Annotated in this window: 17 protein-coding genes; 8 read left to right on the top strand and 9 right to left on the bottom strand. The window is 40.5% G+C overall.

What is annotated here, in order from left to right; translation table 11 throughout:
• The first annotated feature begins 144 nt into the window (after window positions 1-144).
• Entirely contained in the window at window positions 145-2034 is a 1890-nt protein-coding gene (locus H5163_RS01015) for an AMP-binding protein (RefSeq protein WP_182734003.1), read from the top strand.
• Window positions 2035-2152: 118 nt separating this feature from the next.
• Window positions 2153-3421: a mechanosensitive ion channel family protein gene (locus H5163_RS01010; RefSeq protein WP_182730753.1), complete on the top strand. Its 1269-nt coding sequence runs from the start codon at window positions 2153-2155 to the stop codon at window positions 3419-3421.
• Between the two features lie 3 nt (window positions 3422-3424).
• On the opposite strand, the gene H5163_RS01005 is transcribed toward H5163_RS01010, so the two are convergent.
• Window positions 3425-4309: a LysR family transcriptional regulator gene (locus tag H5163_RS01005; protein ID WP_182734002.1), complete on the bottom strand. Its 885-nt coding sequence runs from the start codon at window positions 4307-4309 to the stop codon at window positions 3425-3427.
• A 110-nt stretch (window positions 4310-4419) separates the two neighbouring features.
• On the opposite strand from H5163_RS01005, the gene H5163_RS01000 reads away from it, so the two are divergent.
• Complete coding sequence (locus H5163_RS01000) at window positions 4420-5562, top strand: alkene reductase (RefSeq protein WP_182734000.1); 1143 nt, start codon at window positions 4420-4422, stop codon at window positions 5560-5562.
• 82 nt (window positions 5563-5644) lie between these two features.
• Here H5163_RS01000 and H5163_RS00995 read toward each other — a convergent pair whose 3' ends face one another.
• Complete coding sequence (locus H5163_RS00995; protein ID WP_145234322.1) at window positions 5645-6175, bottom strand: hypothetical protein; 531 nt, start codon at window positions 6173-6175, stop codon at window positions 5645-5647.
• A 319-nt stretch (window positions 6176-6494) separates the two neighbouring features.
• Here H5163_RS00995 and H5163_RS00990 point away from each other — a divergent pair, with 319 nt between their 5' ends.
• Both H5163_RS00990 and katG read left to right on the top strand, forming a co-directional pair.
• Window positions 6495-7835, top strand: a complete 1341-nt coding sequence (locus H5163_RS00990) for an L-cystine transporter (protein WP_149979997.1) — start codon at window positions 6495-6497, stop codon at window positions 7833-7835.
• 315 nt (window positions 7836-8150) lie between these two features.
• Window positions 8151-10418, top strand: a complete 2268-nt coding sequence (katG, locus tag H5163_RS00985) for a catalase/peroxidase HPI (protein ID WP_182733999.1) — start codon at window positions 8151-8153, stop codon at window positions 10416-10418.
• Window positions 10419-10565: 147 nt separating this feature from the next.
• On the opposite strand, the gene H5163_RS00980 is transcribed toward katG, so the two are convergent.
• From H5163_RS00980 to H5163_RS00970, 3 genes are all read right to left on the bottom strand, one after another.
• Entirely contained in the window at window positions 10566-10763 is a 198-nt protein-coding gene (locus H5163_RS00980; RefSeq protein ID WP_145234329.1) for a CPXCG motif-containing cysteine-rich protein, read from the bottom strand.
• Window positions 10764-11303: 540 nt separating this feature from the next.
• Window positions 11304-12038 carry a subclass B1 metallo-beta-lactamase gene (bla, locus tag H5163_RS00975; protein ID WP_182730757.1) on the bottom strand — a complete coding sequence of 245 codons (735 nt, stop codon included), beginning with the start codon at window positions 12036-12038 and terminating at the stop codon, window positions 11304-11306.
• A gap of 706 nt (window positions 12039-12744) precedes the next feature.
• Window positions 12745-14265, bottom strand: coding sequence for an aldehyde dehydrogenase family protein (locus H5163_RS00970; protein ID WP_145234333.1), 1521 nt, complete (start codon window positions 14263-14265; stop codon window positions 12745-12747).
• A 189-nt stretch (window positions 14266-14454) separates the two neighbouring features.
• Between H5163_RS00970 and H5163_RS00965 the strand changes: the two genes are divergently transcribed.
• Both H5163_RS00965 and H5163_RS00960 read left to right on the top strand, forming a co-directional pair.
• The gene (locus H5163_RS00965; protein ID WP_182733996.1) at window positions 14455-15357 is read left to right on the top strand and encodes an AraC family transcriptional regulator; all 903 of its coding nucleotides are present in this window, start codon (window positions 14455-14457) and stop codon (window positions 15355-15357) included.
• Window positions 15358-15663: 306 nt separating this feature from the next.
• The gene (locus H5163_RS00960) at window positions 15664-17046 is read left to right on the top strand and encodes a Na+/H+ antiporter NhaC family protein (RefSeq protein WP_145234337.1); all 1383 of its coding nucleotides are present in this window, start codon (window positions 15664-15666) and stop codon (window positions 17044-17046) included.
• A gap of 78 nt (window positions 17047-17124) precedes the next feature.
• On the opposite strand, the gene H5163_RS00955 is transcribed toward H5163_RS00960, so the two are convergent.
• On the bottom strand, window positions 17125-17541 hold the full coding sequence (locus H5163_RS00955; protein ID WP_310736407.1) for a phosphate ABC transporter substrate-binding protein: 417 nt from the start codon (window positions 17539-17541) through the stop codon (window positions 17125-17127).
• A gap of 10 nt (window positions 17542-17551) precedes the next feature.
• On the bottom strand, window positions 17552-18631 hold the full coding sequence (locus H5163_RS00950; RefSeq protein ID WP_392352553.1) for a porin: 1080 nt from the start codon (window positions 18629-18631) through the stop codon (window positions 17552-17554).
• A gap of 446 nt (window positions 18632-19077) precedes the next feature.
• Here H5163_RS00950 and H5163_RS00945 point away from each other — a divergent pair, with 446 nt between their 5' ends.
• Window positions 19078-21258 (top strand): OsmC domain/YcaO domain-containing protein, encoded by a 2181-nt coding sequence (locus tag H5163_RS00945; protein ID WP_182730759.1) that lies wholly within the window; start codon window positions 19078-19080, stop codon window positions 21256-21258.
• Window positions 21259-21338: 80 nt separating this feature from the next.
• Here H5163_RS00945 and H5163_RS00940 read toward each other — a convergent pair whose 3' ends face one another.
• Both H5163_RS00940 and H5163_RS00935 read right to left on the bottom strand, forming a co-directional pair.
• Complete coding sequence (locus H5163_RS00940; protein WP_182733994.1) at window positions 21339-21743, bottom strand: DUF1801 domain-containing protein; 405 nt, start codon at window positions 21741-21743, stop codon at window positions 21339-21341.
• Window positions 21744-21893: 150 nt separating this feature from the next.
• Complete coding sequence (locus tag H5163_RS00935; protein WP_182733992.1) at window positions 21894-22487, bottom strand: DUF1287 domain-containing protein; 594 nt, start codon at window positions 22485-22487, stop codon at window positions 21894-21896.
• Between the last annotated feature and the right edge of the window lie 6 nt (window positions 22488-22493).

Here is a 22493-nt window from a genome sequence, read left to right as displayed (position 1 = left end):
CGTTTATTATTTAACCGACCATAGTCGAATATCACTCCTGATAAAAAGCGCTTAGTTTTAAGGTCTGTTGATCTTTCAAGCTTTAATTTGCAAAGGTCAACAGACCCTAAATAAAGTTATATTAAATTTTGCTCAGGAGCCTTTATGTCAGGTGAATACAAACAACATTACAACGAGTTTAAACAAAACCCGGCAGCGTTTTGGTTATCGCAAAGTAAACGCCTCCCTTGGTACCAGGCTCCCGAAACAGCTTACACACAAGATGAAAACGGTTTATATCACTGGTATGCCGATGGCCAACTTAATAGCTGCTTTTTAGCCGTAGATCAGCATGTTATTGCCGGCCATGGCGATGAAACAGCGTTAATTTATGACTCACCCGTAACCAATACCGCGCGCAGCTACAGCTACTTTGAACTGCAACAAGAAGTCGCTAAATTCGCAGGATTAATGCAGTCTTTAGGCGTAACAAAAGGCGACCGCGTGGTTATTTATATGCCCATGATCCCCGAGGCCGTAATTGGCATGTTAGCCTGCGCTCGCATCGGCGCTATTCATTCGGTCGTTTTTGGCGGGTTTGCAGCACATGAGCTTGCCGTAAGAATTGATGACGCCAAGCCTAAGTTAGTACTCAGTGCCTCTTGCGGTGTAGAAGTGAATACCGTAATTGAATACAAAGAGTTACTTGATAACGCCCTCGAATCAGCCTCGTATAAAGTAGAACATTGTATTATTTATCAGCGAGAGCAAGTAACTGCACCACTTATGCCTGAGCGTGATATTGACTGGGCTGTTGCAATGCAAACAGCTACTGGCGTTGATCCTGTTCCGGTAAGTGGCGATCACCCGCTTTATATTTTATACACTTCAGGCACAACGGGTACTCCCAAAGGGGTTGTTCGTGAAAATGGCGGCCATGCCGTTGCCATGCATTACAGCATGGAAACCGTATACGGAATGAAACCTGGTGACGTGTTTTGGGCCGCTTCGGATATTGGTTGGGTTGTAGGCCATTCGTACATAGTGTATGCCCCGCTTATGTACCGCTGCGCCACTATTTTATTTGAAGGTAAACCAATAAGAACCCCGGATGCCAGTGCATTTTGGCGTGTGGTTGAACAGTATAAAGTAACGGCTTTATTTAGCGCACCAACGGCCTTTAGAGCGATAAAAAAAGAAGACCCCAATGCCGATGGGTTTAAACAATACGATACTTCAAGTCTGAAACGCTTGTTTTTAGCAGGCGAGCGCTTAGATCCCCCCACCTACGATTGGCTCAAAGAAAAAACAGGCCTACCTGTACTTGATCATTGGTGGCAAACCGAAACTGGCTGGGCGATAGCCTGTAACCCTGTCGGCATTGAGCACCTGCCTACAAAAGCAGGCAGTTCAACGGTTGCTACTCCTGGGTTTGACGTACGTATTTTAGATATGAATGGTGACCAATGCGCCCCCAATAAACAAGGTGCAGTCGTTATTAAGCTGCCTTTACCACCAGGATGTTTACCCACTATTTGGCAAAATACCGAACGCTTTAAAGCCGGTTATTTAAGTGAATATGAAGGCTATTATCTTTCTGGCGACGGCGGTTATATTGATGATGATGGCTACCTATTTATTATGGGCCGCACCGATGATGTAATTAATGTCGCGGGGCATCGTTTATCAACTGGTGAAATGGAAGAAATTGTAGCCGCTCACCCAGCAGTTGCTGAGTGTGCCGTATTTGGTATTAATGATGCGCTCAAGGGTCAAAACCCCATGGCCATGGTAGTGTTAAAAAATGATTTTCATGGCTCGCATAAAGAAGTAGAACAGCAATTGGTGCAAACCGTGCGTAATCAAATCGGCGCTATTGCGTGTCTTAAAAATATTATGTGTGTAGAACGCTTACCAAAAACACGCTCAGGTAAAATTTTACGCAAAAACTTACGTCAACTTATTGATGGTGAAGAACTGCAAATTCCATCAACCATTGACGATCCGAGTATTTTTGAGGAATTAACTCTGCAACTTGCTGAAAATAAAATATAAATATTATTTCTAAAACGTCTATTTAAGCGCGGCTTAAATAGACTTTTCACGCCCCATCTGCTTAACTAGATTTCATTAAATAGTGAAACTCACGCAAATAAATCTCTTGGGAATATAAATGACTGAAATACGATCGCAGCTGCGAGAATTTTTACTGCAATGGTTTAGTCTTTATTTTCCTGGGAGTGCGTATTTATGGTACGACATATTAGTACTGTGCTGGGTTGGCTTATTTGCGCTCATATTGCACCTCATTTTAAGGTCAGTTTCAAAACGACTACTTAAAGGCCGCTTTAGTGATAAAGTTGTTCAAACCGATACCCACACGCCTGCCGACTTAGCGCTTAAATTAACACGTAATATTTCCTTTGTTTTACAAGGTGCTGTGGTTGTTATACAAGCAAGGCTCTGGGTTCCCGAAGGAACGGCTTTTTTACATATCATTGAGATGTTTACTGATCAGTGGATCATTTTATTTGCACTACTTTCGCTGTTCTCTTTGCTCAATATTTTTCAAGCGATATCTGATAGACAACCCATTGCAGCTCACTTTCCATTACGTGGTTTTTTACAAACAATTAAACTGATCGCCAGCGTATTAACCGGTATTTTAGCGATTTCATTATTAATGAATAAATCCCCGTTAATATTACTCAGTGGTTTAGGTGCGCTATCGGCTGTACTGCTACTGGTGTTTAAAGACGCTATTTTAGGGCTGGTGGCCGGTATTCAGCTCTCAGCAAACAATATGCTTGCGGTTGGTGATTGGTTAGAAATGCCCAAATACGGCGCAGATGGCGATGTGATTGATATAGCCTTGACCACAGTTAAAGTAAGAAATTGGGATAAAACTATTACCACTATCCCAACCTATGCGCTAATTTCTGACTCATTTAAAAACTGGCGCGGTATGTCAGAATCCGGTGGCAGGCGCATAAAACGGAGTATTCACATAGAAATGAGCAGTGTGCGCTTTTTAGATGAACAAGAAATCACCGCGCTGAAAAAAGCAGATTTATTAAGTCACTACCTCGAAATTACCCTACCGGCTATTAACGAGCAAAATACCACGAAAAAAATAGATATGAGCTGTACTTTAAATGGTCGCCGGCTCACTAATGTTGGCACATTTCGTCATTATTTAGTCGCGCTATTAAAACATCACCCACATATTCATCAGGGAATGACACTGATGGTAAGGCAGCTAGAGCCAACTAAAAATGGCTTACCCATTGAGATTTATGCATTTACCAATACAACTAATTGGGGTGAATATGAAAATATTCAGTCAGATATATTTGACCATATATTAGCGATATTACCCGCCTTTTCGTTACGTGCCCATGAGGCACCAACAGGGAACGATATTCGTCAACTAATTAAATAGTCACTAAATCCGTTTTAATTGCGCTATTAACCACTGGTGAATATCGCTGTTATTTGAACGTGGATGCCATGCAGCAATCACCTTAAATGGCGGTGGTAATAATTCAACCTCAAGCTGTTTCACTTTGGCGTTTGGCAGTAAACGCGATGGGTAAAAAGCAATTAAGTCAGTACTGCAAAGCAAATCGGGGACAAATGAAAAGCCAGGCACTGACATTACAATATTGCGCGCATAGCCCTTATCAGCAAACCATTGGTCGTGAGAGCCTCGTAAGTTAGCACGGGACGCCGAAACCACTAATTGAGGGTGTGCCGCCACTTCAGCAAGATTCAATGTCGATGAAGAAAACACCGTGTCTTTCCCTGCAATACAAATATGCTGTTCTTCAAATAATGTGTCATAGATTAAGTTTGCAGGGATAAATTCAGGAAAACTAATTAATAAATCCAGCTCTCCTGCACTTATTAATTGATTAACATTATCAGAGGCAAAGTCACGAATAATCAGCTTTAATCCTGGCGCTTCGCGTCTTGTTATTTCTAATAATTGTGGCAAAAGAGCTGCTATAGCGTAATCAGTCGCACTTATAGTAAATACGCCCTTGTAACTACTTGGGGTAAATTGTTTAGGTATTAATAACGCTTCTACCTGAGTTAATATTTGATTAATGGGCTTCTCTAGTGCAATTGCTTTAGGTGTTGCAACCATTGTATTGCCTTGGCGAATAAAAAGCCGATCGTCAAATAAGTCTCGCAATTTTCGCAGCTGCTCGCTAATAGCCTGCTGGGTTAAGCCCATTTTGCGTGCCACATCCGACACATTTTTTAGTTTAAGTAATGCACTCAATATTCGTAATTGTTTTATATCAAGCCGAGATATACCATTCATAATTGTATCTTAAACAAAAAAGCATTGTTTCAAATTGTACCTTTTAATCCCTATGCTCACCAGCATTGTAATTGGCGCTAAACAGCATTATTAATTTAAAAGGTATTAAAATGAGTCAACCAAGCAAAAATATCGACAGTCTATTTTCATCAATCAATTTAGGCCCACACACGCTTAAAAACCGTATTGTAATGCCGCCACTTACACGTTCACGCAGCACGGTTCCTGGCAATATCCCCAACGAGGTGATGGCCACATATTATGCACAGCGTGCTAGTGCTGGATTTATGGTTACCGAAGGCACTCAAATTGAACCAAGAGGACAAGGATATGCCTGGACACCGGGCATTCATTCTAATCAACAAATAGCTGGTTGGAAAAAAGTAACTGATGCAGTACATGCAGAAGGTGGAGTTATTTTTGCCCAGCTTTGGCATGTTGGCCGCGTTTCACACACCAGCTTACAGCCTAATGAAGCCAAACCTATTGCTCCCTCAGCTCTAACAGCTGATAGCGTTAAAGTCTTTATTGAAACAGGACCGGCTCAAGGCGCTTTAGCCGATCCAAGTGAACCACAAGCTTTAACAACCAATGAAGTAAAAGAGCTTGTTGGCATGTATGCACAAGCTGCCCGTAATGCGCTAGAAGCGGGGTTTGATGGCGTAGAACTGCATTGTGCTAATGGGTATTTAGTAAATCAGTTTATTTCTGAGCACACCAATAAACGAGATGATGAATACGGCGGCTCTCTTACTAATCGCCTGCGCTTTTTAAAAGAAATTGTCGCGGCAGTAAGTGACGTAGTAGGCCCTGAGCGCTTAGGGGTTAGATTTGCGCCCTTATTTAGCAGTACTGATGAAACCCGTGTTTATTTAGGGTTAGTAGAATCAAACCCGCACCATACCTACATTGAAGCAATTAAAGTACTTGAACAAGCCGGTATTGCCTACCTCTCAATTGCAGAAGCTGACTGGGACAATGCCCCTGATTTACCAGAGCAATTTTATCAAGCAGTCAGAGCTGAATTTTCTGGGCGTATTATTTACGCTGGTAAGTACACCGTTGAAAAAGCGGTGGCGATGTTAGCTAAGGGCTACGGTGATTTATTTGCTTTTGGTCGCCCTTTTATCGCAAACCCTGATTTACCAGCGCGCATAAAAAATCAATGGCCATTAAATGAAGCCGATGCAGCCACCATGTATGGCGGCACTGAGCAAGGTTACAGTGACTATCCTTGCTACAAAAATGATTGATAAAAATAACGGAGTAAGAGGCAGCTTAAGTTAAAAATAAATGACCCAAACATGCAGCCCATGTTTGGGTCATTACAGGGTATTACTGCTTTTTATCTATCACCATTTTTAGTTCATTTAATGCAGCAACCGAAAAACCCCGATCATAAAAGTAAATAATCTTACCGCTACCATCAATTAATACGATGCGGCTATTATTCGGATTTTCATTACCAGTGAACGCTTGTACTGCATCACCGTCTTTATAAATAGTGATCACCCCGCCCCACAGTTCTTTAGGAATGCCTTTTCTCATACCGCTATCAATAAAAGTACTAAACATACGCGGCACCATGCCTTGAATTGTGGGTAACTCATAAGCGGTGACGTTTATGCCACTCATATCCAAGCCAATAAGCCAGCGATCAATATCAAATTGACTATCTTGTTTATACCCAATTAACAGTAATGTCTGTGCGTTGTTAAAGTCTGTAGGGATAGTAAATTGCTGTTGCTCCAAGCTTTCACCACTGATAGTTGGAAACTGTTTACCGACTAAGTTCTGATTTGGGTATTGACTCGAACACCCACTTAAAAAAATAAAAAACATTAAACCAACAACTGATCGCAACATCTCTGTTCTCACTATTAATTAATAATTAGGAAAAATTCTTTTGAATACAACTTTTTGATACGAATAAACACATTATTAAGATCTAAATAACGACCAAAGAAGTCCATTCATACTGTTTTTATCATTGCTTAATTTAGCATTCATTATTAGCACCTTTAAATAGAAGCTCAACGGTTATATTTGTGTGCAATAGTATTTTTTATACTCAAATATTATTAGCACATATCAATTTGTTCTATAGCATATCAAAAGTGTATTTTCGTAACCCGATACAAAACGCTAAAGTGCCGCGCTTATTCACAGCTTTAAAGAGGATGTTATGTCGCTTGCTGTTTTATTAATGCTGGCATTATTTGTCGGTTTGCTGTTTGCGATTTATCTTTTTTCGCAAAAAAGTAAAACCTTATCTCGCACTGTTTTATTTGGCTTAGTTGTTGGTAGTGCTTTTGGTTTAGCCTTACAATTTTTATTTTCCCACTCCCCGGAGTCTATTAATGACGTTTTAAGTTGGGTAAGTGTTGTTGGTAAAGGCTATGTTGGGCTATTAAAAATGATCATCATGCCATTGGTATTGGTGTTTATGATTGCCGCCGTGGTGAAACTAGAAAACCAAGGCTCTTTGGGCAAAATATCGTTCATTAGTATTGCTGTTTTACTCTTTACTACGGCAATTGCAGCCTTAATTGGTATTGCCGTAACCTATGGCTTTAATTTAAGTATTGAAGGCTTAGTTTCGGGAACCCGTGAGGCAGCAAAAATGAGCACGCTAGAGGGTAAAGCAGCTAATGTAGCTGATTTAAGTGTGCCACAAATGCTATTGAGCTTTATTCCAGAAAATCCATTTGCTGATTTAAGTAACCAACGCTCAACCTCTATAATTGCCGTCGTTATTTTTGGTGTCCTTGTGGGGATTGCCGCACGCAAGGTGATGCTTGAACGTAGCGAACTAGCAGATCCAATTCGCAACGGTGTTAACGCCTTACAAGCCATAGTAATGAACTTAGTAAGAATGGTGATAGCGCTAACGCCTTATGGCGTCGCAGGGTTAATGGCAAGCGTTGTGGCAAACTCAAGTAGCAATGATATTGTTAATTTACTGGCGTTTATTGTGGCTTCCTATGTCGCTATATTATTAATGTTTATTGCTCATGGTTTATTACTTAGCCTAGTTGGTGTGAACCCTAAGAGTTACTTTGAAAAAATTTGGCCAGTACTGACCTTTGCATTTAGCTCGCGTAGTTCAGCAGCCTCTATTCCTATGAATGTGGATGTACAAATTAACCAGCTAAAAGTGCCGCCTGCTATAGCTAACTTATCGGCTTCTTTTGGCGCCACTATTGGCCAAAATGGCTGTGCCGGTATTTACCCAGCCATGCTGGCAATGATGGTAGCGCCCAGCGTAGGAATTGATCCGCTGACATTCGAATTTATTTTACCGTTAATTGGCATTGTTGTTATAAGCTCTTTTGGTATTGCCGGAGTAGGTGGTGGCGCAACGTTTGCTGCATTGGTTGTATTACCAACCATGGGCTTACCGGTTGAGATAGTCGCGTTACTGATCTCAATCGAGCCATTAATAGACATGGCACGCACCGCATTAAACGTATCAGGGTCAATGACCTCAGGTGTTATAACGAGTAAATTAATTAAAGTGCACTAGATTTTTTGTAGTCGCCCAGCTTTGGCTGGGCTTTTTTATCTGTATTACTCTCTCCGTCTTAAGTAAAAACAATCTATTTATCTAATCACTACAACAAAATCAATCACATTTATAGATTGTAGTAATCGCTTTATTTCGCACACACATTTCAGCCCGATGCTATATTCTTTTCATTGCTTTGTTATTCAGGCTTGATTAAGCCTCACTTGAGCAAACAAATTTACAACTCAATAATTTTTAAAGCGATTGAGATCTCTGTTTAAAGTAGTAATACGCTTTGTATAACGAAATTCGTTAACTTTAAGGAAGCTGACAATGAAAAACCGTTCATTCAATAAAAAAGCGCTTGTTGGATTTATAAGTATGGCACTTATATCTGGCACCGCTGTTAGCCAAGAAAAACCACAAATGTCAAAGCCACAAGGTGCTGTTGGCATGGGTGAAGCTAAAATGGGCGCAACCAGAACAAACCAGTTTTGGTGGCCAGATCAACTTAACCTTTCACCTCTGCGTGATCATGATGAACGCTCAAACCCTTACGGTGCCGACTTTAATTATGCCAAGGCATTTAATAGCCTAGATTTAGACACAGTAAAAAGTGATATTGATGCCCTACTAACACAATCTCAAGATTGGTGGCCGGCGGATTTTGGTAACTATGGGCCATTTTTTATCCGTATGACATGGCACAGCGCAGGTACTTACCGTACGCTTGATGGCCGCGGTGGTGCTGGTGGCGGTCAACAACGTTTTGAACCACTCAACAGCTGGCCAGACAACGTAAGCCTAGATAAAGCGCGTCGCCTACTTTGGCCTATTAAACAAAAATACGGAGAAGCACTTTCATGGTCAGACTTAATCGTATTAGCCGGTAACGTTGCTCTAGAAAACATGGGATTTGAAACCTATGGTTTTGCCGGCGGCCGAACTGACGACTGGGAACCAGACATGGTTTACTGGGGTCCAGAAGTAGAAATGCTTGCCAGCGACCGTGAAGATGCCAGCGGCAAATTAGAACGCCCATTGGGTGCAACTCACATGGGTTTAATTTACGTAAATCCTGAAGGCCCTAAAGGCGTACCTGATCCAATCGGTTCAGCTAAAAATATTCGTGTGGCGTTTTCTCGCATGGCCATGAACGACGAGGAAACTCTTGCACTTATCGCAGGTGGCCACACCTTTGGTAAAATGCATGGTGCGCACAAACCTAAAGATTGTGTGAGTGCAGAGCCCGCAGCAGCAGGCATTGAAGAACAAGGGTTAGGCTGGAAAAACAAATGTGGTAAAGGCCACTCTGAAGATACCGTATCAAGTGGTTTAGAAGGCGCATGGACACAAGCTCCTACTCGCTGGTCATCACTGTACCTTAGCAATCTACTTAACTTTGAGTGGAAACAAACTCGCAGCCCAGCGGGTGCCATTCAGTGGATCCCAACGGATGAATCGTTACATAACGTTGTACCTGACGCTCATATTAAAGGTAAGTTTAACGCACCAGTAATGACCACGGCCGACTTAGCGTTAAAATTTGATCCTGAATACCGCAAAATTGCTGAACGCTTTTTAAACGACCCTAAAGAGTATCAACTGGCATTTGCTAAAGCATGGTACAAATTGACTCACCGAGATATGGGGCCACCACGTAACTTCTTAGGTAAAGAAGTTCCTAAAGAAGACTTAATTTGGCAAGATCCTATTTCAGCAGAGACTCAATCAAACATTGATGCTGGCGCAGTAAAAGAGCTTAAAGCCAGCATTTTAGATTCAGGTCTTAGCGTATCAGAGCTAGTACGTGTTGCATGGGCATCTGCTGCAAGCTACCGTCATTCCGATATGCGCGGTGGTGCCAACGGTGCACGCATTGCGCTTGCTCCACAAAAGGATTGGGCGGTAAATAATCCGGCCGAAACTGCAAAAGTACTTAAAGTATTAAAAGCGATTCAAGCCGACTTTAATGATAGTTTCTTTAGTAAAAGCCAAGTATCACTGGCCGACCTGATTGTGTTAGCTGGTAATGCTGCGATTGAAAAAGCAGCGAAAGATGCAGGCTACACAATAGACGTACCGTTTAATGCTGGCCGTGGCGATGCTACGCAAGCTCAAACTGACGTTAATGCATTTAGTTTATTAGAGCTGCCTGCCGATGGCTTTAGAAACTACTTTGATGCTGAACAAAGCTACAAATCGCCAACTGAAATGCTAATAGATAAAGCAGAACAACTTGATCTAACAGTGCCTGAAATGACGGTATTAGTAGGCGGATTACGTTCGCTTGATGCAAACTATAAAGGCACTGACTACGGCGTATTTACTGACAAGCCAGGCACTCTAAATAACGATTTCTTTGTTAATTTATTGGATATGTCTACGGTTTGGAAAAAGTCATCAGATGCGGGGATTTATCAAGGCTTTGATCGTCAATCAGGTGAGCAAAAGTACACAGCCACTTCAGTTGACCTTATCTTTGGTTCAAATTCAGAGCTGCGTGCAGTTGCAGAAGTATATGCCTTTGATACATCAAAGCAAAAGTTTGTAGAAGACTTTGTTGCGGCATGGACTAAAGTAATGAACTTAGACCGTTAATAACCATTAAGTAATGCAACCATAGCGCAGCAATTAATTGCAGCGCTTTTTATGTTGGTTAGTCATACTCTTTTATATATTACTGCATTGCTTTGCAGCTAAACATACTGCCCAAACCTTGCTGAGTGTAAGTGCCTATAAAGATAGTCAATAAGCTTCGTCATCACTAAAAACCGTCACTGAAAGCTCTTCATCTATATTTTCAAAAACCAAAAAATTAATAGGCTTACAACAGACTTGGCAGTCCTCAATATATTGTTGATCAACATCTGCCGGATCGAGCAGCACGTCAATATTCTCACCACAATAAGGACATGCTATCGTTTTTTCAGTTAATTGATTCATTGCTATAACCTCACATATTACTTGCTATATCCATTATCATTAGACATATAGTATCAAGGTGCATTTCTTTGTGCAGGCTCTTTGTTGAATTTCTTTGCTGGAGCAATCAGCATACTATATTCACTGCTAGCTGCCCCATCACCTCACCTGATTAAAGGTTTGGTAACAATAATCCAACCAAAGTGCTTAGCCTACCTTAGGTAATAAAATGATTGCTCATTTTATAAAGCTCCTAAGCAAAGTTTAAACCTCCAGCAACCTGGTCATCTTCATTTACAGCAATTTTCGATAATTTGATAATCTTTAACTTCTACTTTTTTGCTAAATTATTTAGTAGTTTTATAAGTTGATAGCTCTAAACGTAGTTTAGTATTTTTTAGATGACAGTAAGAGGTTGGTTTTGGTGGCTTTAAAAAAGTTAACCAATGAGTTTAGGAGGCGTAAGATTAGTTCCTATAAAGGATAATCCTACGTTCTCCCCACATAAAAGGCGCTCTATCAGAGCTTGACGAGATCTTTTATGTGATTATTAGTGTATATTTATTGCGCAGACTCACTTAAAAGCATTAATGTGTTTGAAATTAATGAAAAATCACCTAGCTCACCATGACCTGGGACTACTATCTGTGCAGAGTTATACTCCTGGCTAATATGTTTCATTCCCTGAAGCCATGAACCAATATCACTATGTGCAGTATTGCCTAAAGAGGTTGCTCCTTTAGCGCGAACGGCACAACCACCAAACAGAATTTTTTCTTGTGGTAACCAAATCATCAAGTTGTCCATTGCATGACCTGGACCTGGGTAAATAACATCAATTTTTCCTAAACTAACCATGCTTCCAGGTGAAATAATTGCTTCTAAAGATTGATCTGGTACTGGCAAGCCATACTCAGTAGCAAATTTTTGCGTTAGAGGATGCGAATAAACTGGAATTCCTTTTGATTTTAAAGCATCCGTACCCGCAATCCGATCACCATGAGCATGAGTTACTATTGATGTTTTAATCGGTAGTTTAATCTTCGTTCTAATTTGCTCCATGAGTTCTAACGTAGCAAGCTCTCCCCAAGCAGTATCCACTAAAACAACGCCTTCCCCATCTTGAACTATTAATCCACTTGAAGGAAATTTTACTCCATTTGGGTATGTATAATATGAGGTATGAACCCACACTCCTGAAGCGATCTTTTTTATTTCAACATCAGCACTTGCAAACGCCGACATTGAGATCGTAGAAAATAAAATTATTAAAGTTAGATGTATGATTCTTCTCATACTTTTCCTCAGCTGTTCAAAAAATAGTAAAATAATCGCACATAGTACTGCCGATAACATACTTACACTCAAAGTGTTTTAACAAACAACTTAATTCATTGCTATATTAAACTCATTAAACTCATTAAACTCATTAAACTCATTAAATTTAAGTGTGTTGGGTAAAACGAAAAAGCAACAGGCATAAATATCTTTGCCTAAGACAGTGCATATCTAGCCTCACAAAGTTTAGGACATTAAAAGATGTTTGCATAAATATATTCAAATTCATCATCTTTTTCATAAAATATGACATCCCAAAGGGATCCTTTTGCTCCGCCTCGCTTTTTGCAAACTCAATATTTTTGCGCATATAAGAGCTCAAAATATCTAAATGACTTCAAGGAATTGGGATTTAATTTTTAGCAGCTTAGATTGCACTCCAGCCTCTATAAAAACCTAACGAGCCTGAAGAATAATTCGTTTTTAATTTATTTTTTATTGATGTACTAACCACAGTCGAATTCCTATTTTGATTCAATCGGTTACTTCTATTTCACGAAAAATATAAAAAGAGGACTTGGTGTTGTTTTAATTGGCATTTTGGAAGGTATTACAGGTGTTTGAGGATATAAAGCGCAGTGCTTTAGAAAAGTAAAAAAGCGCTGCAACAATACAGCGCTTTCATTACTCATAAAAATTATTTGTTTAAGCTTAACCGCTTTATTTAAAAGAAGCCGAGCGGATCTTCGCTGTAGCTTACTAATAAATTTTTAGTTTGTTGGTAATGGTCAAGCGCAAGCTTGTGGGTTTCGCGGCCGATGCCTGATTTTTTATAACCACCAAACGCAGCGTGTGCAGGATACATATGGTAACAGTTGGTCCATACACGGCCTGCTTCTATTTTGCGGCCAAAGTGATAAGCACGGTTCATGTTGCGGCTCCATACCCCTGCGCCTAGACCAAATTCAGAGCTATTAGCCAGTTCGAGTGCTTCGGCTTCGTCTTTAAAGGTCGACATTGAAATCACCGGGCCAAAAATTTCTTCTTGGAATACCCGCATATCGTTAGTGCCTTTTAACAGCGTTGGCTGAATGTAATAACCGCCATTTAGCTCATCTGTTAGTTGCTCTACATTGCCGCCAGTAAGTACTTGTGCGCCTTCTTTTTTGCCAATTTCAATATAGCTGAGAATCTTATCAAACTGTGCTTTAGACGCTTGTGCGCCTACCATGGTTTCACTATCAAGCGGGTTACCGCGTTTAATTTTTAATGTGCGCTCTAAAATACGCTCAATAAACTGCTCGTAAATATCTTCTTGAATAAATAGTCGCGATGGGCAAGTACACACTTCACCTTGGTTAAAGTACGCAAGTACTGCGCCTTCAATGGCTTTACTTAGGAAGGAATCGTCTTTTTCCATTACATCGTTAAAGAAAATATTCGGTGATTTACCACCGAGCTCAACCGTTGATGGAATAATGTTATCAGCGGCACATTTTAAAATGTGTGAGCCAACAGGAGTTGAGCCGGTAAAAGCAATTTTAGCTATACGCGTGCTGGTTGCCAGCGCTTCGCCCGCTTCTTTACCGTAGCCATTTACTACATTAAGCACGCCTGCAGGCAATAAATCACCAATAATTTCCATCAACACTAAAATAGATACTGGTGTTTGTTCAGCCGGTTTGAGTATCACACAGTTACCTGCGGCAAGCGCTGGTGCGAGTTTCCATGCGGCCATTAGAATTGGGAAGTTCCACGGAATGATTTGTCCAACAACGCCCAGTGGCTCATGAAAATGATACGCGACTGTGGTTTCGTCTATCTCGCCAATACTGCCCTCTTGGGCGCGAATACAACCGGCAAAATAACGAAAATGATCTGCCGCCAGTGGGATATCTGCCGCCAATGTTTCGCGAATGGCTTTACCGTTATCCCACGTTTCTGCAACTGCAAGAAGCTCAAGGTTTTGCTCTATCCGATCAGCTATTTTTAATAATATATTGCTACGAGCCGTTACTGAAGTTGTACCCCAAGCAGCTTTTGCAGCGTGGGCTTTATCAAGGGCAAGTTCAATATCCGCTTTATCAGAGCGTGGTACTTTACAAAATACTTTACCATTAACGGGGCTAATATTATCAAAGTACTGACCATTTACAGGCTCGACCCACTGTCCGCCAATGTAATTACCGTACTGGGATTTAAAGTTAATAAGTGCGCCGTCGCTGCCAGGATTTGCATAGATCATTGTGTGTGTCCTTTATTCAAAATGTTGCTTTTTAAATTTAATCAAATTGACTAAGTTTGACGGGAGATTGTTGTTTATTTATCCGTCACCTGTTGACATTAGCTTATAAGAAGCATAAAAACTTGATTAGCTGTCCAAAAAACATGTCTGTGCGTCCAAACTCTGTTGGTCGTGTTTAAAGGAAATAAAATGAATACCACGTTATTGACTGAAAAACTGACTAAAAAGCGCCAAGCGGTTGATGTACTGATCGAAAATAAAATTACTTTTGCCTCAGACAACGCCGAGCTGAGCATTTACGACACCTACCAAGACGCACAAAAAGTAGCACTGCATTCCAGCGAACTGCTGTTTTGCGGCATGATCAGCGGTAAAAAAGTGATGCACGTTGCTGACAGTAACTACCATGAAGAGTTTTTACCCCAGCAATCATTTGTATTAGCACCCGAACAAGGGGTTTTAATCGACTTCCCAGAAGCATCAATGAAGCAACCTACCACCTGTTTGGCTATCGAAATTAGCCGCGATAAAATCAGCCAAGTAGCTGACGCGCTAAATATGCAGCAGCAAATAAGCAGCGATGATTTTTTTCATTACATTCCAAAGCTGGTGCATACCCAACACAATCAACAAACCCAACAATTACTTGAACGGATGATTGGGTTATTTAGCGAAAACGAGCAAGATCGTCATTATCTAATTGATCTATCAGTAAATGAGTTAATCACTCGATTATTACAACAACAAAGCCGCGATTTAATGCTCGCCAATTGCCAACAAACTATTGCATGCCCATTAACCGATGCCCTGCATTTTATTAAAGAACATCTTAATCAAACTTTAGATATCGATACTTTATGTAAAATAGCCTGCATGAGCCGTAGTAAATTTTACCAGCAATTCAAGCTCGCCTTTGGGCAAAGTCCGGCCATGTGGCAACAACAGCTAAGATTAAAGAAATCTCGCCAACTTCTACAATCAGGACAACAAATAAGTCAAGTTTGCTACGATCTTGGCTTTACCAACCCCAGTCACTTTAGCCGTTTGTTTAAGCAAAAATTTGGTGTTTCACCTAAACAATGCAAGCATTAATATTCATCTATTAAGAATTTTTAACTAAATTAAAAGTTTTTATTGACTCGAACGCAATTGCAGATTATTTTCCCGCTGATGTTTTTATCGGCATAACAATAGCGGCATGCATCCCCTGCACCGTCTGGCGCCAAGCCAACGCATTTTACTGTGTCGCAATTGTGCTAAACCCACCGCGAAACCTAACAGTGACTTCTGCGTGCAAAAGCAGTGACTTGGAATATCAGCCGTTGGGCTAACATTCTTTGTTTTTGTTAAGCAGTTTGAGCCAATTACTCAAATGCTTTTTATTTTGTGAATACTTAAATGCTCGAACCTTCTGCGTTAAGTCTTGTGCCGCCAGTTGTAGTGGTGGTTTTGGCGATCGTGCTACGTCGTCCTATTTTATCTTTGCTGATCGGTGCCCTTGTTGGCCTTGCTATGCTAAATCCTGTTGAAATGCTTAGCAACTTTGCTGCGGCATCATTAAAAGTAATGGTAGATGAAACAATCGGCTGGCTTATTTTAGTGTGTGGTGGCTTTGGTGCGTTAATCGCATTACTAGTGCGAACCGGTGGTGCAGCAGCATTTGGTAGTTTTGCGCTGCGTTTTTGTAAAGGCCCACGCTCATCTTTACTCATGACCTTTTTACTTGGTATCGTTATTTTTATTGATGACTACCTCAATGCGCTTACCGTGGGTGAAACCATGAAACGCATTACCGATAAATTCAAAATTAGCCGTGAGATGCTTGCTTACGTAGTTGACTCTACCGCAGCGCCAATTTGCGTATTAGTACCACTGTCTACATGGGCAGTATTTTTTGGTGGCTTATTGGTTGATAACAACATCGCCGTCGAAGGCCAAGGTATTGCCGTGTATATTCAAGCAATCCCCTATATGCTGTATGCATGGTTTGCCGTGTTACTTGTGCCATTAGTGGTACTTGGTGTTATCCCTTTATTTGGGCCGATGAAAAAAGCCCAATTACAGGCAATGCAAGAACAACCGCAAGTAGATCCTGCACAGTACAACGAAGTGCAAACTGCCGATGAATACGCAGTAAAAGCCGTTGAAGAAAGCTTTGAAAGCGCAGACAGCCACGGCAAACTGTACAACTTTTTACTGCCTATTTTATTGCTCGTTGCGTTCACTGTGTATTTTGACATTGATGTATACAAAGGGTTATTAGCGACATTCGCCGTGACGCTTCCATTTTATATGCTGCAAAAGCTAATGCCATTTGCCGAAATGATTGAAAAAATGCTCGATGGTTTTAAAAGCATGTTGCCAGCAATAGGAACTGTGATCGCCGCATTTATTTTTAAAGATGTGTGCGACCAACTACTATTACCACAGTTTGTAATTGATTCCTTAAGCCCATTCATGACCGCAGGCTATTTACCTGCAGTGGTGTTTTTAGCAATGGCAATTTTGGCGTTTGCTACAGGCTCAAGCTGGGGTATTTTTGCGGTAACAATTCCTATTGTGATGCCTCTGGCAGTCGCGGTTGATGCAAATATACCGCTGGTGATTGGTGCGCTGTTATCTGCCTCATCATTTGGTAGCCAAGCATGTTTTTACTCAGATTCAACTGTCCTTGCAGCCCAAGGTTCAGGCTGTAACTTAATGAGTCACGCAATTACTCAATTGCCCTATACACTCATCGCAGCTGCCTGTGCATTTGTCGGGTTTTTAGTGATTGCTTAAGGTGCATAAATCTAAAAAAAATCGATTACAGTTTCCTGTAATCGATTTTAACGTTTTGCGTTTTTATCTAAATTATTACTAAAACTTCCCAACCGATTTCACTGAATCGGTTAGCGATGCAGCATTAATGTAACCAATCATACTTGGATTTTTACCTACTAAATCAATTACCTCTGCATCATTAGTCACTTCTTTAGGAGGCGAGCCTTTACCTGTAAAAATAAGCTTTGACCAGTATGCTTTTAACTGGCTACCTGATTTTGATAAAACATTCGCATCAAACTCTTGGCGTGCTGTAGAGGCTTCCTCTTGATTCAATGGAACAGCTTGATTGCCATCAGAAAATGATTTGGCCTTGCCTAAAAAGAGCTTTGAAATCTCAGATTGATCAAAACTACTATTATTTGTAGGATGAACAACAACAACTACTTCCGCGTTTACTGAATAACAACTAAGCAATAAAAGTGGTAAAAGTATCTTTTTTAACAACATCATAGCGTATTCCTTAAAATACCAAGTCAATGCCAAGTGTGATCGACTCACTATCACCTGCAACAGCTAAATCAAATGATTTATCATTCACTTTATCAAACTGGACTTTAAAAGCCGCTGAAGAATGAAAATCCCAGCGTATTCCGACTGACGTTGTATTGTGCTGTTCACCATCATCGGCATCTTCTTTAAATTGAGAGTAAGAAACATAAGGAGTAATTGTGTCTAAACGGTAACCTAGCGTAATCATTGAAGTGTCAAGGTTGCCATTCAAATCCAACCGGTTTAACTCTGTTAATATAAATAAACTTTCAAAGTCTAAGTTAACTGCAACACCATAAAACTTACCTGTACGGCTAGTTTCACCGTCAAATAATACTCGCTCACCACTACGGTAGCGCTCATTTTTGTAAGTCATATGGGTTAATCTAACTTCGAACCACTCTTTATTTAATTGCAATACCCCACCTAACATATCACGCCAAATTTCACGTGTTGGCTCTTTGAAAAAAAACTCACTAAGGAGCTTATTTTCTGTATCATCCTCTTCTCCATAATAAAGGTTGCCCATTACAGACCAATCACCAATTTCACCGCTGTATAGTGCATTTACGCCGTTGTAGTTAAATATTTGCCACGTATAATTATCCGCAGGCGGACGCATCCATACATAGGCGTAACCTACATCATAAAAATCCGAATAATAAAACAGGGGCAATCGTTTTTTACCTGCTTGAACAGTCCAATTTTCATTAATCTCATATGAGAGATAAGCCCATTCAATTTTTGCATCAAAATCATTAGCGCCTCGAGCAACTAGTTGGCCTGTCACCGATAGTCCATCAGCTAAATCAGCGCTAATTTGTAGCCCAAATAAGCTCTCTGGTTTAAACGAAACATCTTCGTCGTAAGACGATACTATTGGATAATCGGCCAAAAAAGTAGGTGGTATATCGTACTGCGGGACCCCACTTCCAGATAAAACTTTACCAGCATTAATACTAGTAAACCCTGATAAGTTGATCTCGCCATAAGAAGCACCTGTAAACAGGATGCAATTTACAGTTAATAACCAATACAGCTTTTTCATCATCTGCGTTACCTTATGATATTAGTCTTTTGCAATATGCATTATTAAAGTTAGACCACAGATGAAAATTTTGCCTACTATACCTAAGCTTCCGCCCCAAATTAATTACAAAATAACAACAAAATTAAAACATCAGTGATAATCGATTTAATTAATTAGTACTAAATTATTTGGAGTTCACGACCTTTTCTACCTCTTACTGTAAAAACTTTAGGCTTACTCTGAGTATAAAGTTTACAGCCTCATAAAGAGTTCAAAACCAGCGAACCACGTGACTTTTACCAATTTATGCGCTGCAAATAGCATTTATTTTAATTAACCTCGACTATTACTTGTATGTGCTCCCTTAAAAAGCGGATAATTGCAGCTAAATGAAAATACACTGACAAAGTCTGGCGCAAACACCTATTGGCCTTACTTATTAGTGCGCACGAAGGTGGACCAACTCAATGGAAATTAAAGTTAATTTTCTCGATAATCTTAGATTAGAAGCTAAGTTTGACGATTTCTCAGTCATTGCGGATCAACCAATCCGTTACAAAGGCGATGGCTCTGCGCCAAGTCCGTTTGACTACTTTTTAGCATCTTCGGCTTTATGTGCTGCGTACTTTATTAAAGTGTATTGTAATGCCCGTGATATCTCGACTGACGGTATTCGTGTTGCGCAAAACAACATTGTTGATCCTGAAGATCGTTATAACCAAATCTTCCAAATCCAGGTTGAACTCCCTGAAAGTATTTCAGAAAAAGACCGCACCGGCATTTTACGCTCTATTGATCGTTGTACCGTAAAGCGTGTTATTCAAACCATACCTGAATTTAAAATTGATGCCGTAGAAAGCTTAGATAACGACGCGCAAGCCATGTTAATGGCAAAATCAGAAGGCAGCGAAAACACCTTTATTTTAGGTAAAGATTTACCGCTTGAGCAAACCATTGCTGATATGACTGCGATTTTGGCTGACTTAGGCATGAAGATTGAAATTTCATCATGGCGTAATATTGTACCAAACGTCTGGTCATTGCATATTCGTGATGCTGCATCACCGATGTGCTTTACCAATGGTAAAGGCGCCAGCAAAGAAAGCGCATTATGTTCAGCCCTTGGCGAGTTTATTGAACGTTTAAACTGTAACTTTTTTTACAATGACCAGTTCCTTGGTGAAGAAATTGCCAACAGCGAATTTGTTCATTACCCGAACGAAAAATGGTTTCAGCTCACTGATGATGACTCACTACCAGAAGGTATTTTAGACGACTATACCTTGAGCATTTACAACCCTGAAGATGAGCTGTGTGGCTCGCACCTTATCGACACTAACTCTGGTAATGTTGAGCGAGGTATTTGCTCGATCCCATATGTGCGTCACTCTGACGGCGAAACTGTATACTTTCCATCAAACTTGATTGAAAACTTGTTTTTAAGTAACGGCATGAGTGCGGGTAATAACTTTGCCGAAGCCAAAGTACAATGTTTATCTGAGATTTTTGAACGTGCTGTTAAACGCCAAATCATCGAGCAAGAACTGGTATTGCCAGACGTACCAGAAGCGATACTTGCTAAATATCCTAGTATTGTTGCCGGTATTAAAGGCTTAGAAGAGCAAGGCTTTCCGGTTGTTGTAAAAGACGCATCTCTAGGCGGGCAATTCCCTGTCATGTGCGTAACGTTAATGAACCCGAAAACCGGTGGCGTATTTGCTTCATTTGGTGCACACCCAAGTTTTGAAGTCGCCCTTGAACGTAGCTTAACAGAGCTATTACAAGGTCGCAGCTTTGAAGGTTTAAACGACGTACCTAAACCAACATTCAACAGCATGGCAGTATCTGAACCTGAAAACTTTGTTGAACACTTTATTGATTCAACCGGTAAGATCTCATGGCGCTTTTTCAGTGCTAAACACGATTATGACTTTGTGGAATGGGATTTTTCAGGTACTAATGAAGAAGAAACAGCTAGCTTATTTGGTATTTTAAAAGCCTTAGGTAAAGAAGCTTATATTGCTGAATTTTCAGATCTTGGCATCGCATGCCGTATTTTAGTGCCTGATTATTCAGAAGTTTACCCTGTCGAAGACTTAATTTGGGATAACACCAATAAAGCCCTTAAATACCGTGAAGATATTTTAAATCTGCACAGTTTAGATGAAGACCAACTTGCCGACTTAGTTGAGCGCTTAGAAGACAGCCAGCTTGATAATTACATCGATATCATCACCTTAATTGGCGTTGAGTTTGACGAAAACACCGTGTGGGGTCAGTTAACTATTCTTGAGCTAAAGCTGCTAATTTACTTAGCATTAGGCGATTTAGAAGCGACCATGGAACTGGTTGAAACCTTCTTACAGTTTAACGATAACACTGTTGAACGCGGGTTATTCTACCAAGCAATGCACGCGACTTTAGAAGTTGCGCTAAATGATGACTTAGAAATTGAAGACTACATTCACAGCTTCACCCGCATGTTTGGCCAAAAAGTAATGGATGCAGTCGTCGGCTCTATCAATGGTGATGTGATGTTCTACGGTTTAACTCCAACCAATATGCAACTTGAAGGGTTAGATCGTCATCAGCGTTTGATCGACAGCTATAAAAAACTGCATGGGGCTCGCGCTGCAAGAGCCAAATAACTATTGTCAGCGCGAGATTTGCGTAGGCGGGAGTTTATATCGCGCTGTTGCTCTTTCTGCCGGACAATAACTTCTTAAATTTAAGCACCTAGCAATGGCAGGTGCTTTATTTTTTTATAGCGCAAAGCCAACGATATACAATGGGCTAGCTCTTTAACTGGCACGGTTTGATTAAGCTTAAACACCAAAGCACGGTTACCTTCATAGCTAAACGTATCACCATAAAGCTCTTTGAAGGTTTCAATAAGTTTAGTTTTACAGTTAAAGTAAATACAAAATTGCTCAGCTGATTTTGGTTTGTGATCAAAACGAATGGTAGTGCCTATTTTTGAAATATAACTCGGCTCTCCCCACTTGAGTGTTTCTTCAAGTTCAGTGATGCCATCCTGCACAGCTACCTGCAAAATCAGACTTCTGATCTCATGTAATACAACCGCGATATTTTCAGGGTACATCGTAAATTTTTGTTTAACACTCTGATGCATTTAACGCTCCTTAAAGAGTCGTAAAATTAGGCTATTTCGTTAACTCAAGTATTTTTACTTTGTTTATCTGTGCTGAGTAAATTTTGCCCTGCCACTTCGGTTTTTTAGCAAACCATGCTGGCTTTTCTGAATGTTTCCAGATACCCGCAATCAATTAACGGCTGGCTCATACCGATAATGGCCGGTGATCTTATAACGAAACAGTACATCCTCAAGTTGCGGCCCTGCGCCTATGTTATGCACTATCAATGGGGTTTTGTTATCTGCAGTGTATGTATCTACCACGATACCGATATGCGGCAAATTGCCCTGCAGCATCCACGTGACAATATCGCCTGCTTTATAGGTCTGAGCATTATTAGTTATGGGCAGTACTGTACCGTGGCGTTTAAAAAAAGCCTGTAAATTAGGCACGCGACGATGATCAATATTACTATCGGGTTTAGTAAGCCCCCATATTCTTGTTGATGGATAGACTGAAAAATTATCGCGCATATCTTCATGAACTAACTTTTGTAAATCGATACCCAGTGCTCGGTAGCTGCGAATAATCACATCTGTGCATACGCCAATATTGGCAGGTACATCGCCATTTGGATAGGCAATGCGTTGATAAGCGCCGTCATAGCGCACGCTTTGTGTTGTTCTATCATTTGCAGCGTTTACAAAATCATCAGCAAATGAGTTGCTGCTGTAGCTACATACTGAATACAATAACAACAAAGACCAAGTTATGTATTTCATGAAACT

Source organism: Pseudoalteromonas sp. SG44-8 (assembly GCF_014164125.1).
Lineage (GTDB): Bacteria > Pseudomonadota > Gammaproteobacteria > Enterobacterales > Alteromonadaceae > Pseudoalteromonas > Pseudoalteromonas rhizosphaerae.
This window is presented reverse-complemented; position numbering and strand designations above follow the sequence as displayed.

Coding starts and splice junctions, on each gene's coding strand:
- H5163_RS00965 (WP_182733996.1), top strand. CDS start 14,455: ATGAATACCACGTTATTGACTGAAAAACTGACTAAAAAGCGCCAAGCG.
- H5163_RS00990 (WP_149979997.1), top strand. CDS start 6,495: ATGTCGCTTGCTGTTTTATTAATGCTGGCATTATTTGTCGGTTTGCTG.
- H5163_RS00935 (WP_182733992.1), bottom strand. CDS start 22,487: ATGAAATACATAACTTGGTCTTTGTTGTTATTGTATTCAGTATGTAGC.
- H5163_RS00945 (WP_182730759.1), top strand. CDS start 19,078: ATGGAAATTAAAGTTAATTTTCTCGATAATCTTAGATTAGAAGCTAAG.
- H5163_RS00940 (WP_182733994.1), bottom strand. CDS start 21,743: ATGCATCAGAGTGTTAAACAAAAATTTACGATGTACCCTGAAAATATC.
- H5163_RS00970 (WP_145234333.1), bottom strand. CDS start 14,265: ATGATCTATGCAAATCCTGGCAGCGACGGCGCACTTATTAACTTTAAA.
- H5163_RS00980 (WP_145234329.1), bottom strand. CDS start 10,763: ATGAATCAATTAACTGAAAAAACGATAGCATGTCCTTATTGTGGTGAG.
- katG (WP_182733999.1), top strand. CDS start 8,151: ATGAAAAACCGTTCATTCAATAAAAAAGCGCTTGTTGGATTTATAAGT.
- H5163_RS00960 (WP_145234337.1), top strand. CDS start 15,664: ATGCTCGAACCTTCTGCGTTAAGTCTTGTGCCGCCAGTTGTAGTGGTG.
- H5163_RS00950 (WP_392352553.1), bottom strand. CDS start 18,631: ATGATGAAAAAGCTGTATTGGTTATTAACTGTAAATTGCATCCTGTTT.
- H5163_RS00995 (WP_145234322.1), bottom strand. CDS start 6,175: ATGTTGCGATCAGTTGTTGGTTTAATGTTTTTTATTTTTTTAAGTGGG.
- H5163_RS01015 (WP_182734003.1), top strand. CDS start 145: ATGTCAGGTGAATACAAACAACATTACAACGAGTTTAAACAAAACCCG.
- H5163_RS01000 (WP_182734000.1), top strand. CDS start 4,420: ATGAGTCAACCAAGCAAAAATATCGACAGTCTATTTTCATCAATCAAT.
- H5163_RS01005 (WP_182734002.1), bottom strand. CDS start 4,309: ATGAATGGTATATCTCGGCTTGATATAAAACAATTACGAATATTGAGT.
- bla (WP_182730757.1), bottom strand. CDS start 12,038: ATGAGAAGAATCATACATCTAACTTTAATAATTTTATTTTCTACGATC.
- H5163_RS00955 (WP_310736407.1), bottom strand. CDS start 17,541: ATGATGTTGTTAAAAAAGATACTTTTACCACTTTTATTGCTTAGTTGT.
- H5163_RS01010 (WP_182730753.1), top strand. CDS start 2,153: ATGACTGAAATACGATCGCAGCTGCGAGAATTTTTACTGCAATGGTTT.